This window comes from Pseudomonas sp. BF-R-30, from assembly GCF_019956175.1.
Lineage (GTDB): Bacteria > Pseudomonadota > Gammaproteobacteria > Pseudomonadales > Pseudomonadaceae > Aquipseudomonas > Aquipseudomonas jessenii.
On sequence record NZ_JAHBDE010000018.1, the window covers coordinates 64005 to 76632 of the forward strand.

10 protein-coding genes and 2 pseudogenes are annotated in these 12628 nt (G+C 57.5%); 7 read left to right on the forward strand and 5 right to left on the reverse strand.

Features of this window, described 5'->3' with window-relative positions:
* The first annotated feature begins 96 nt into the window (after window positions 1-96).
* The gene (dapF, locus tag KGB20_RS11680; RefSeq protein WP_150814093.1) at window positions 97-912 is read left to right on the forward strand and encodes a diaminopimelate epimerase; all 816 of its coding nucleotides are present in this window, start codon (window positions 97-99) and stop codon (window positions 910-912) included.
* 157 nt (window positions 913-1069) lie between these two features.
* Here the strand turns inward: dapF and KGB20_RS11685 are convergent, their stop codons facing one another.
* Window positions 1070-2044, reverse strand: a complete 975-nt coding sequence (locus KGB20_RS11685; protein WP_150814092.1) for a TerC family protein — start codon at window positions 2042-2044, stop codon at window positions 1070-1072.
* Window positions 2045-2324: 280 nt separating this feature from the next.
* On the opposite strand from KGB20_RS11685, the pseudogene KGB20_RS11690 reads away from it, so the two are divergent.
* Both KGB20_RS11690 and KGB20_RS11695 read left to right on the forward strand, forming a co-directional pair.
* Window positions 2325-2480 (forward strand): annotated as a pseudogene (locus tag KGB20_RS11690) (VOC family protein); the annotation flags it as partial.
* A 36-nt stretch (window positions 2481-2516) separates the two neighbouring features.
* Window positions 2517-3383: a patatin-like phospholipase family protein gene (locus KGB20_RS11695; protein WP_057714630.1), complete on the forward strand. Its 867-nt coding sequence runs from the start codon at window positions 2517-2519 to the stop codon at window positions 3381-3383.
* A gap of 175 nt (window positions 3384-3558) precedes the next feature.
* Here KGB20_RS11695 and KGB20_RS11700 read toward each other — a convergent pair whose 3' ends face one another.
* On the reverse strand, window positions 3559-4515 hold the full coding sequence (locus KGB20_RS11700) for a GlxA family transcriptional regulator (RefSeq protein WP_090455525.1): 957 nt from the start codon (window positions 4513-4515) through the stop codon (window positions 3559-3561).
* 115 nt (window positions 4516-4630) lie between these two features.
* Here KGB20_RS11700 and KGB20_RS11705 point away from each other — a divergent pair, with 115 nt between their 5' ends.
* The 3 genes from KGB20_RS11705 (at window position 4631) to KGB20_RS11715 (ending at window position 10681) form a co-directional block, all read left to right on the forward strand.
* Window positions 4631-5632 (forward strand): SLAC1 anion channel family protein, encoded by a 1002-nt coding sequence (locus tag KGB20_RS11705; protein ID WP_154909157.1) that lies wholly within the window; start codon window positions 4631-4633, stop codon window positions 5630-5632.
* A 67-nt stretch (window positions 5633-5699) separates the two neighbouring features.
* Complete coding sequence (locus KGB20_RS11710; protein ID WP_154859809.1) at window positions 5700-6026, forward strand: DMT family transporter; 327 nt, start codon at window positions 5700-5702, stop codon at window positions 6024-6026.
* Window positions 6027-6448: 422 nt separating this feature from the next.
* Window positions 6449-10681, forward strand: a complete 4233-nt coding sequence (locus KGB20_RS11715; RefSeq protein ID WP_223532290.1) for a DUF5801 repeats-in-toxin domain-containing protein — start codon at window positions 6449-6451, stop codon at window positions 10679-10681.
* Window positions 10682-10764: 83 nt separating this feature from the next.
* Here KGB20_RS11715 and KGB20_RS11720 read toward each other — a convergent pair.
* A pseudogene (locus tag KGB20_RS11720) lies at window positions 10765-11043 on the reverse strand (DNA adenine methylase); the annotation flags it as partial.
* 197 nt (window positions 11044-11240) lie between these two features.
* On the opposite strand from KGB20_RS11720, the gene KGB20_RS11725 reads away from it, so the two are divergent.
* Window positions 11241-11453: a DUF1059 domain-containing protein gene (locus KGB20_RS11725; protein WP_008001113.1), complete on the forward strand. Its 213-nt coding sequence runs from the start codon at window positions 11241-11243 to the stop codon at window positions 11451-11453.
* A gap of 302 nt (window positions 11454-11755) precedes the next feature.
* On the opposite strand, the gene KGB20_RS11730 is transcribed toward KGB20_RS11725, so the two are convergent.
* Both KGB20_RS11730 and KGB20_RS11735 read right to left on the reverse strand, forming a co-directional pair.
* Window positions 11756-12304, reverse strand: coding sequence for a cytochrome b (locus KGB20_RS11730; RefSeq protein WP_223532292.1), 549 nt, complete (start codon window positions 12302-12304; stop codon window positions 11756-11758).
* A 108-nt stretch (window positions 12305-12412) separates the two neighbouring features.
* Window positions 12413-12628, reverse strand: a 216-nt coding sequence (locus KGB20_RS11735; protein WP_223532294.1) for a hypothetical protein, incomplete at its 5' end; no start/stop codon positions are given.

Sequence of the window (12628 nt, forward strand, 5' to 3'; positions counted from 1 at the left end):
CTCATGAGTTTTCACATAGCTTGAAAAAATCATGCGAATAGGGATAGATCGCTTTGAAACGTCAACTCATCACATGTCCCGCTGCCAGGTCTATTTATGCCGCTCAGCTTTCATAAAATGCACGCCAATGGCGATGATTTCGTTATCGTCGACTCGCGAAAATCACCGAATCCAATCACCAGCAATATGGCTCGTCTAATGGGAGATCGGAACCGAGGAGTCGGCTTCAATCAACTCGCGGTGGTGTTTGATTGCGATGATGCAGATGCGCGTTTGATGTTCTGGAATGCAGATGGCTCAACGCTGGATGCTTGTGGCAGCGCAACGCGCGGGGCCGCTGATATGCTGATGCGTGAATCCAATATGACTTCGGCAGCACTGCGAACCAACCGTGGCCTGCTGACTTGCGAACGAACTTCAACCGGCGCCATTTCTGTAAACATGGGAAAGCCACTTTTGGGTTGGTCGGATGTTCCTCTGGCTTTGGAAATGGACACTTTAGTGATGCCACTTGCCGGTCACCCAACAGCTTGCAGCATGGGAAATCCGCACTGCACCTATTTTGTGGATGATCTGACAGCCGTTGAGATTGCAACGATTGGACCGGGAGTTGAAACCAACCCCTTGTTTCCCCTCAGGACGAACGTGCATTTCGTCCAGATCATTGACCGAAAGCACATCCGGTTGCGAATTTGGGAGCGCGGGGGCGGTATCCCGCTGGGTTCAGGCTCCTGCTCTTGCGGCGCCGCAGTTAACGGAATTCGTCGTGGCTTGCTAGACAATTGCGTTGAGGTCGAATGTGACGGCGGAGCTGTAACGGTTCAATGGGATGGCGAGGGATCAGTTTTTCTCACCGGGCCGGTAGAGACGACTTTTTCAGGAACAATCGCGGATGCTTTGTTGAAAGCCTGATTTTCAGGTAGGCCGCTATTGGCCGACTTTTGCCTGTCGCCACCGTCTGCTTTGGGTTGTGGATTCAACCGGTCGATGACTATGCCGATCAGTCGACCATCACTGTCGCGCTCAGCTAGCGTCGGTGCCGCCATCGCCCGTTCTTGCCTCAAATTCATCATTGTTCTCCCGTAACCCGTGTTTTGCTCTTCGTCAAAGTCAGGCTCAACAGTACCGAAATCAAGATGATGCCGCCGACTGTGGTCAGCGACCATTGGATCGGCATGTGCCACCACGGCGCGACCAGCATCTTGCCGCCGATGAACACCAGTACGATGGCCAGACCATATTTGAGCAAGTGGAAACGGTAGGCCATGTCGGCAAGCAGAAAATACAGTGCGCGCATGCCCATGATGGCGAAGATGTTGGAGGTGAACACGATGAAGGGGTCGGTGGTGACGGCGAAGATAGCCGGGATGCTGTCGACCGCGAACACCAGGTCGCTGGCCTCGATCAGTACCAGCACCGGGAACATCGGCGTCGCCCAGCGCAGGCCGTTCTGGCGCACGAAGAAGCGCTCGCCGTGAAAACCGTCGGTGATGCGAAGATGGCTACGCAGCCAGCGCAGCAAAGGGTTCATTTCGAGGTCTGGTTGCTGGTTGGCGAAGATCAGCATCTTGAAGCCGGTGATGAGGAGGAAAGCGCCAAAGACATAGAGCAGCCAGGCAAACTCCTGCACCAGCCAGACACCGGCGAAAATCATACCGGCGCGCATGATAATGGCGCCGAGCACGCCATAGAGCAGGACGCGGCGCTGCAACTCTGGCGGCACGGCGAAATAGCCGAAGATCATCACGAAAACGAACATGTTGTCGATCGACAGCGACTGCTCGATCAGGTAGCCCGTCAGGAATTCGAGCGTTGTACGCTGGGCCACTTCGGCGCCGAACATGCCGCGCAGATACCACCAGAGCAGAACGGAGAAGACCAACGCCAAACTGGTCCAGGCGATGACCCAGGCCAGCGCTTCGCGTACTGAAACACGATGCGCCTTGCGCCCGCCGAAGACGAAAAGATCCAGCGCCAGCATGGCGAGGACGAACCCGATAAAGGCGACCCACATCCAAGATTGGCCGACGCTAATGGTGGTCATTTAACTATCCAAGGTTGGCCGATACTCATATAGCGCCGCACGATCACCCGCCCCAATGCGGGCGGCGCAGTGACTTAAGCGGTAGGCCAGGCGCTTGCTGAAGTAATCTCGAAACCGCGGCATTGGATGGCCATCTGCATGACTGTCTCCGCATGAAGTAAATGGGCTGGAAGAGGTCATGCTAACGGGCATGTAGCATCAGTAAAAATCGTTTATTCGTTGCGAATTGTTCGTTTTTTACGAAGTGTTGATTCAGATGCTCGGCTACCGGCAATTGCATAACCTACAAATTGATGTTGAGGCTGTCGCACCCGTCACCCAAAAACTTGATCAGGTTGGGTTTCCTCTCTATCGAGAATGCAAAGACACCTGGTATCGGGCTGACAATGTAGAAGTAGGCCAGCGCGAATTCATCGTCCTGGACCCCGCCAGCTACACTCATTCGATACATTTCCGCACAGAGACTTCCGCCATGACGACCAAAACCGCAATCGTATTCGCTGGCGGTGGCAGTTTGGGGGCGGTGCAGGTGGGAATGTTGCGGGCCCTGGTCGAAGCCAATGTTCGATTTGACATGGTGATTGGTGCTTCGGTAGGCGCTATCAACGGTGCCTACTTTGCCGCAAGACCCGATTCCGATGGCGTCCAGGCGCTCGCCGGATTCTGGCGCGGGCTGAGTAAAACTGACATTTTCCCCCTCTCTTGGTTCGATACCTGTAGAGGATTGATCAAACGGCGTGGCTATCTGTTGCAGCCGTCGGCCTTGAATCGGCTGCTGGGTCAGGCACTGCCCATTCACCGCATTGAGGATGCGGTGCTGCCCCTGTACATCGTCACCACCAACCTGCTCAGTGGTGCCGAGACGGTCCTGTCCAGTGGCGAACTCGAGCAGGCGTTACTGGCAAGCGCTGCCATTCCGCTGGTGTTCCCCTGCGTACAAATCGCCGATCAGTTTCTGGTTGATGGCGGCGTGGCAAGCAATACACCTATTTCGACTGCCGTAGCCTTGGGAGCCACCAACGTCGTGGTAATCCCCACCGGAGTGAGTTGCGACCTGACGCAACCTCCCCGAGGACTGGTCGCCTTGGCCCTGCACACCGTCAATCTGATGAGCATGCGCCAGCTGGTGAGCGACATCGAACACTTCCGCACTGTCACCAGTCTGCACATCGTCCCGCCCTTGTGCCCGGTGGATGTCTCGGTTTTCAACTTTGACCAGACCGAGTCTTTGCTGCAGCGTGCCTATGAGCAGACCCTTCGGTGGCTGGAACGTGGGGGGCTCGAACGCACCAAGGTCCCTGGTGCCCTTTCCATCCATTCGCATGCCCATGAGCATTGAGTGATGTGAATTACCAAAACAGCGAACCTTCAGGCCGCAGCACCCAGCGATGCCTGCGTTTCAAAATCAACCCAAATCAGCTCGCCCTACCCGCCCTAAATGCCGCCATCCTGGAGCTCACGCTTCGGGTTGCCCATGATGTGGCGGCAACGTTTAGCGATGAGGCCCCTCTACATTACACCGATGAAAACCGCTTTCGATAATCACTAGGACCAACCCCGAGACGCCGCATGAATGCCCTCCTGAACCCGTCCGTATTGGCATAACCTACTGTATCGGCCAAGCGCTTGAGTGATACGTCCGAGTCTTCGATTAACCGTCTGGCCGCATCGATGCGCGCCAGTTCGACAAATTCGGCCGGGGTTGAACCGGCTTCGGCCTTGAAGGTACGGGCGAAGTTGCGCTCGCTCATACCGGCGCGGGCGGCCAGGATGGGTACGCTCAAGTCGGCCTTCAGGTGTTCCACGACATAATCCTGCACGTCTCGGATCACGCTGCGTTCGGCGGTTTGTGCTGCCAATTGCGCACTGAACTGCGATTGTCCGCCGGGCCGCTTGAAGAACATCACCATTTCACGGGCAACGCTGAGCGCCAGTTCTCTGCCGTGGTCTTCTTCGACCAGCGCCAAAGCCAGGTCCATGCCCGCCGTGACCCCTGCCGAGGTGTAGATGTTGCCATCCTTGATAAAGATGCTGTCCGGGTCGACATGGGTTTGCGGGTGTTCCCTGGCCAGCTTTGCGCTGGAGTTCCAGTGAGTGGTGACACGGCGTCCGTCAAGCAGCCCGGCGGCGGCCAGCAAAAAGGCACCGCTACAGACGGAGCCGATACGACGTACGGATTTCGCCTGCCGGCGTAGCCATTCCTGCAATGCAGGGTCCAGGGCAATTTCATCGATGTGTGGACTGCCAGCGACAAGCAAGGTGTCAATCTTGCCTTTATACGTTTCAAAGGTGTCGTCGATGGCAAGCTTCAAACCACTTGAGCTTTTGATCATCCCTTTGCCGGTGCCGATCACTTCAACCCGATAGGCGCGTGGGTTGCCCAGTTGCCTGGCTGCTTCGGCGAAGACATCGGCAGGTCCGACAACGTCCAGCAGTTGCACGCGGGGGAAGGCCAGGAGGGTTATGCGCATGATGTCTGTCCTCGTCGAATCATTGGCTGAATACGTCGCTTAATGACTATTTCAGCCAAAGTCTGTTTGGCTGAAAATAGCCCCAACAGCAAATTCAGTCAAACGGGAGACTGCCATGAACACTGCATATACCCCCACGGTCGCTGCCGCTCAATCGGTGCAAACCAGCAATACGTCCATCAAAAACCTGCCTATCAATCTGTTCGGCTCGGTCATGGGTCTGGCCGGTCTGGGACTGGCTTGGCGCTTGAGTGGTCAGTATTACGGCGTCGGCGGAGTGTTGGGTGAAGCGATTGGCGCCCTGGCCGGCCTGGTATTCGTGCTGTTGACCTTGGGTTACCTGGGCAAATGGGTGAAACATCCAGAAGCGGTAAGGGCCGAGTTCAACCATCCGATCGCCAGCAACTTTTTCGGCACCGTCACCATTGCACTGTTGCTGCTTTCGGCAGTCGCCGCGCCCCACAACGAATTGCTCGGACGGGCTCTCTGGATACTGGGCAGCGCACTGACGGTGTTGCTCGCAGGCCTCGTGGTTTTCCGTCTGTTGTCGGGCAATCAGGATTCGTTGAATGCCGTACCTGCCTGGTTGATTCCGGGTGTCGCCACCCTCGATATCGCGGTAACCGGTGCGCATATGCCCATGGCCTGGGTTGCTGAGTTCAACCTGTTTGCCCTCGCCGTGGGTGCGGTGCTGGCGCTGGTTTTCTTCACCCGGATCTTTTCGCGGCTGGTGCATGAGACAACGCTGGCCAAAGGCATGGTGCCTTCGCTGATGGTCCTTATTGCCCCCTTTGAAGTCGGTTTCCTGGCGTACACCAACGTGTTCGGCGAGATCGACCGATTTGCCAGCGTATTGTTCTACTTCGGCCTGTTTCTGTTCGTGGTGCTCGGTTTCAAAGTGTTCCGTCGCGATGTGCCCTTTGCCCCTTCGTGGTGGGCAATCAGCTTTCCCATCGCGGCCCTGAGCAATGCCGCGCTGAAATATGCACATGCCCAGGACAACACCGCGCTGATGGTAATCGCTGCTGTAATTCTGTTGTTTCTCACCGTGGCACTGACCGTGTTGTTGGTGAAAACCCTGATCAGCCTGTTCAGCGGCAAACTGTTGGCCAACTGACCTTTTACCTCCCTTTGGCGAGCCTTGACCGGCTCGCTTTTTTTTTTGCCCACACAGGTTTCATCGAATGACTTACAACGCATCGTGGTTACTGCTGATCGTTGCCGGATTCCTGGAGATCTTCTTTGCGGTCGGCTTGAAATCTGCCAATGGCCTTGAAAGGCCCTGGCTGCTGGTCGGCACGGTCGTAGTATTGGCCGGCAGTTTGAGCCTGTTGACGATGGCTTTGCGGGTGCTGCCTGTAGGAACCGCCTATGCGGTCTGGACCGGCATCGGCGCTGCCGGCACAGCCGTCGTTGGAATGTATTGGATGGGTGATGCGGTATCGTTCTGGAAACTTGTCTGGATCGGCATGATCCTGCTGAGCGTCGCCGGACTACGCTGGGCAGCCTGAACAGGGCAAATACTTAATTGATTAACAGCCCCATTTTTTTAGTCCAGTGAGGAACAGGAAACATAGACGAAGGGAGTCACTCGGGTTTCGTAGACGCAGTCGAACGTCTACTGATTTCAGAGTCTTAAATCCATGTCGCCTTACTACCCGGCCGCCTGAGCAGGTTCAACCTCAGTTCGACGCGCTGGAGGTTAAAGCCCCGGCAACCTTGAACACCCGCGCCATGCCCTCATTCACAGGCGGAATATTCGACTCCGCTCCTTCGCGTCATCCCGTCTCCCCTTCCCAGTAGTCTGAATCTCCTGCCCCGCCTGGGAGTATCGGCCGATGTATATCGCCCGGCGTTTATCCATAGTTGTGGCATGTACCAAAAAAAGGTCCGCGGTCCGGCCTTGGTGACTGCAATTGCTTTGGAGAAAGTCATGGCTACTCAGAAAAAAAACTCATCGTCAACGAACGATCAGATCGCACTATTCACCCAGCCCCTCACCACTGACCTCAACGAGTCATTGGTGACAACGTCGGTTACAGCCAGCGCTCTGGGCGTCGTGGCGACCGGCGAGGACGTGACCCTGGACGAAACGGCCGGATTGCAGAACGCCACTGCCACGCCAACCCCTGCGGGGGACGCTGACGACAACGACATTCTGGTGGCGTCCCTGCCCACGACATTCGCTAACCGTTTGGCCGGACTGGGGGCAGGCACCGCCTCGGGTGCGGCCTTGAGCGGCTATACCGGTGCCGCGGGCAACACGGGCAGCGATGCATTCACCGTCACCGCCGCGCCCGGAGGAAGCATTACCGATATCAGCTTCACCGACAGTTCAGGCGCACCGCTCAATGGCCTGGACAGCGGACTCGATACCCTCGATGGCACCAGCATCCTTCTCTATACCGATACGAACGACAACAACATCGTTTTGGGTCGAGCCGGGGGCCCGGCCGGTGCGATCGTGTTCGCTGCCTACATTGAAGAAACCGGTTCGCCGGTCACGGGCGGCAAGATCTGGACCGTGGAGTACCAACCGCTCAAGCATCCCGATATGACGAATGCCGATGATTCGCTCAATCTGCTGAATAAGGTTTTCATCGGAGCCAGTGAGGATTTGGTATTCAGCCTGGCCAATGCGCCCTCCGGTCAGAACCTGTTCCTGATGTTCACGAAGGCGAACCCGAACGTTGTCGATGTCGGTGGTGTGTTGCGGATCACGGATCCCACCATCATCGCCACCGGCAAGGACCCCGCCGACCAGTCAAGCGGCGTCAACATAAACACTGGCGACACGATCAATACCAGCCAGGCGGGTGGCCCGACCACCTTCGGCACCAACAATCAGATGATTGTGGAGCAAGAGGGCATCCGCTTTTCGTTCGTCACGGGTGCCAGGCAGAATGTGACCATTCCCAACCTGGATCAGAACGAAGCCGACCTTGAATCCAACGTCGACTTTACCGACGTCTACAACACGAAGTCGGCCAATTTCGACGTCGTGCAATTGCAAAGCGGCAAGAGCGCTATCGTAAAAATCAGCGCATTCAGCACCGCGGCTGAACCTGGCGTGAATTTCATCAATGGATACGCAGGCGATACGTCGGTGGCCATCACCAATGTTCGCGTGATCAACAATAGCACCGGGCTGGTGATCGAGAATTCAGACGGATCGGTGAATGATCCGGCCATTACCATCAGCTTTGCTGCAGGGGTCGCAACCCTCACCGGCATTAAAGCCGGCTACCAGATTGAATACACCACTACGGCGGATCACAACCGCGTGCTTATCGAGAACGGTGCGGCCGTCACTGCCAAGGGCAATGACCACGCCGACTTTGATATCGGTGGTTTCACGCTGGTCAGAGCCTCTGTCACGACCACCGAAATCGGCTCCAAGATGATCTTCGACGACGACGGACCGAGCATCAGCACCACCGGCACGGAGCCGACGCTGACGGTGGACGAGACGGTACTGGCGACCAACGACACCCAGAGCTTTGCCGCCAACTTCACCTCGGCGTTTGGCGCCGATGGTGCCGGCACCCTGACCTATGCGCTGGGCGTGGTGGCCGGAGCTTCCGGGTTGACCGACACGGAGACAGGCGAGGCGGTGAACCTGTCGCTCAACGGCACCGTGGTCGAAGGCCGCACGGCCCTCGGCAACCTGCTGGTGTTCACGGTCAGCGTGGCCGCCAATGGCAGCGTCACGCTGGACCAGATCCGCGCCGTGGTGCATCCCGACCCAACCAATCCGGATGACTCGACGAGTTTGACCTCGGACAACCTGGTGACGCTGACGGCGACCACGACCGACGGGGACGGCGACAGCGCCCAGGCGACGCTGAACATCGGGCAGAACCTGGTGTTCAAGGACGACGGGCCGAGCATCAATACCACCGGCACGGAGCCGACGCTGACAGTGGACGAAACGGTGCTGGCGACCAACGATACCCAGAACTTTGCCGCCAACTTCAATTCGGCGTTTGGCGCCGATGGCGCCGGCACCCTGACCTATGCGTTGGGCGTGGTGGCTGGAGCTTCCGGGTTGACCGACACGGCCACCGGTGAGGCGGTGAACCTGTCGCTCAACGGCACCGTGGTCGAAGGCCGCACGGCCACCACCAGCCTGCTGGTGTTCACGGCCAGCGTGGCCGCCAACGGTGATGTCACCCTCGACCAGCTCCGCGCCGTGGTGCATTCCAACACCACCAATCCGGATGACTCGACGAGCCTGACCTCGGACAACCTGGTGACGCTGACCGCGACCATTACCGACAAGGAGGGCGACAGCGCCCAGGCGACCCTGAACATCGGGCAGAACCTGGTGTTCAAGGACGACGGGCCGACCATCACCACCACCGGCACGGAGCCAACGCTGACAGTGGACGAGACGGTACTGGCGACCAATGATACCCAGAGCTTCGCCGCCAACTTCACCTCGGCGTTTGGCGCCGATGGGGCTGGCACCCTGAGCTATGCGCTGGGCGTGGTGGCCGGGGCTTCCGGATTGACGGACACGGCCTCGAACCAGGCGGTGAACCTGTCGCTCAATGGCACCGTGGTGGAAGGCCGCACGGCCACGAGTAATCTGCTGGTGTTCACGGTCAGCGTCGCCGCCAATGGCAGTGTCACGCTCGACCAGCTCCGCGCCGTGGTGCATTCCGACCCAAGCAATCCCGATGATTCGAAGTCGTTGACCTCGGACAATCTGGTGACGCTGACGGCGATCAAGACCGATGGGGACGGCGACAGCGCCCAGGCGACGCTGAACATCGGGCAGAACCTGGTGTTCAAGGACGACGGGCCGGCACTCAGTTTCGGCAACCTGATCGGGACCGGTAGCGTCCTTGCGCAATCCGGGTTCTGGAGTATGGCGACGGGAGCCGACGGCCTGGGGGCGGCCGGTCTGGATATCTCGTTGGTCAATAACCAGTTCACTCTCGTCAGGCCAGACAACACGACCACGACCGGGACCGGCACGCTCAGCGAGCTGTCGCCATCACCGGATGCCAATGGCGCGTACCAGTTCGCGGGAACCTTGACCGGTGATTTCGACAACAACGCCGCAACGGCGAATACCACCGTCGACTACACGTTGACCGCCTATGCCGATGGTCGCTATGCACTGGATCTGGTGCAAGGCTTCCGTTCGACGATCGTGCTCAGCAGTGCCGACGGCTCGCTCACTGCCGGTGGCCCGGACCCGGTGCGCACATTGTTGATTCCGCAGACGAGTAACCCGGCTATTCCTTCGGCATCCGAGGAAATCGTGTTCTTTTCCGCGAAGGCGCTGGCGTCGACCGCGGACATCCTGACCGGCATCGGGCTCGGAGCACCCGACCCTACCGAAGCCGCGCTACAGACCAACCCCCTGCCGTCGTACATCGACCCGAGGGCCATGAACGTCAGCACGGCCGGCATCGGCGTCGCCAACAACGTGCTCCAGGGCGATAACCTGGCGGCAATCAGCGCCGCCGATGAGAGTTTCGTCATCAACCCAGAGAGCCTGCTGACGGGAATGAAGGTCTTCATCGACAACTCCGTGGCGGGTTACAACACCGCGACCGAGGACCTGTACTACCGGATCTACTACGCGGATGGCACGTTTTCGGACCGCATCGAGATGAACACCCTGACGCCGGAGGCTGGAGGGCAAGTGTCCTTCCTCGTCGAGAAGGCGGGTACGACACTGATCGACGCGGTTCAGCTGACGATGGGCCGGGGCGATATCAAGATCCCGGTGATCCAGTTCATTCAGCAGAGCGAGAGTCTGGCCAGCGATGTCCAGCTGGCGTTCAGCGCGACGCTGACGGACAAGGACGGGGACTCGGCGACGAGTACCTTTGACGCCAACCTGTTCGCCAACGAACCGGCCAACGCACCCTTCGACTTCACGCTGGTTGGCACGATCGGTGAGCAGGATGCGTTCAACATCGATCTGTCAGTCAGTGAGAACCTGTACCAGGTCAGCGGCTTCGATGCGGGCCCGGGCGTGCGGGACAGGCTGGTGCTCAACGGCGACCCGAACGCCGCTGTCCAATCGATCGACAACACCGGTGCCGACAGCATCGTGACGGTTGCCGAGACGGGCGGACAAACAACGACCATCACCTTGGTCGGGGTTGATGTTCTGAATACCGACGTCTTTTTTGGCAGCGCTTGAGGCTTTGCGCGTGAACGGATGCGAGGGTGGCCTAGGAAACCACCCTCGTATTCTTTTTGCAGTTCAGATAAGAGATTCGGATGATCGCATGCGCGGCGAATGTCCGGGTGGTCATTGATACTGACCATCACCCTGCCCTTACCGCGACGCATGAAATCATGCCATACGCTCGTAGTTATCAAATGGAAAGTCCACACCATAACCGACGGTCTGCCAGTACGGCGGGGCCATGTAGTGGAAAGTATGGGCACGTAACGTTCAGCGCATTCCAGCCAGGGCAGATTTTCAACGTAGCTGCCAGACAGACGCTGCCACGCGGCTGAGAGGTTTTCTTCGATGCGCAGCAGTTTCAGGTAAATGCCGAGCCGTCGCGATCTGCTCCCTGTTTCCGCGCGACCGTTTTCCATGTCTGGCACAAATACCCTGACATCGGTGGGCCTATACTTTAACGATCGGCACACTCGATGTGGCATGCAGTCGTGTTTGATGTATGGGGGACGCGTCGAGCGATCGTTCACGCAGGCCACGGCCTGCCTTCGTCGTAGGGAGGAAAACATTCATGGCGCGTAAATACATCGACTGCCGCGAGTTTCCGAGCGATTCCCACTGCTCAATCGCACTGTCCGCAGACTCTGAAAACGAACTGCTCGAGGCCGCCGCGCAACATGCGGTCAGTGTTCACAAGCACACCGACTCACCAGAACTGCGTGCTCAACTGAAGACGATGTTTCACGACGGAACCCCGCCTGTTGAAGCACCGCGTCCTGCTTAGCACCCAGGGGTTCAGAGGAGTGATTGTCATCGATAAGCACCTACGAGGCTCATTTCGATGAGCTCCGCAGGCCTGAGGGTAGTTTTTTATGCCTGGCACAATCTGAATGACGAAGGAGACCCCCAAGGAACTGCCAATGGCTGCTCCTTGGGGGTGCTTTGGAGTGCTTGTTTAATGTGGCTGCGTGTTCATTCAAGCCAAGCTCAAACTGATTCGACAGACTGCTATCGGCCAGAACTAGTCGTTTGAGAGGGGATAAAAATCTGGCCTCTATTCGCTGTAACTCTGTTCCTTGGACTCGCTTACGAATTACGACCAGGCAGCATGCTTTTCAACACCTCATCTTTTTCAACGAAGTGATGCGTGAGCGCCACGAGGGCGTGTCCTCCCACCAAGGCTCCGCATAGCCAAGCAACATAGGTATGAATCGATTTTGCCAAGTCATAAAGCGATTGGTCAGGATCGACCATAGGCGGTAACTGAAAAAGCCCGGCCACAAGGATGGGTTTATCTGCCACAGAGCTCCAATACCAGCCAGAGAGTGGTAGGCCGATTAGCGCAATTGCGTAAAGCATCAAGTGACCAAAGAAAGCTCCCCGCTTCATTAACGGGCTCATCGCCGCGGGCAATGCCGGCGCGGGGTGAGTGAGCCTCCATGCAATACGCACGACAATCAAAAACAGCAGCGTACTCGCCATCGCTTTGTGCAGGAATGTCAGCTCATGATGCGCATTGAACTCATCACGCCAGTGAGTGGCCAGAATTCCAATGAACCAGGCACCGATCCAGAGCAACGCCATTCCCCAATGCAGCCACTTTGCAGTACTGGTGTAACTCTCTGCTTTTGCCATCCCGTTAGCCTTTTCAGTTCAATCGTGGATGGATTATTGCCTCGATAACCTATCGAAAAAAAATGATAATTACTGCTTATAAAAATCGAATAGCTCGATACATTCCACTCAGCCCCCCGGCTGCCAAGCTTTCCCACCTTCAAAAGAGAGGGTCAGCCATGGGTCGTTTCTGCCCGTGGCGACAGGCAACAATCGGCCCAGAGTGTGTAAAAACGCATTAGGGCCTTGTCGGCGCGAAGAGCCGACGGCTGTTCGCTGAGTGAGTCCGCTTAAGGCACCATAGTTGATCAATATCGCATCGGTGCCCTTCAGCAAGGTTCTACA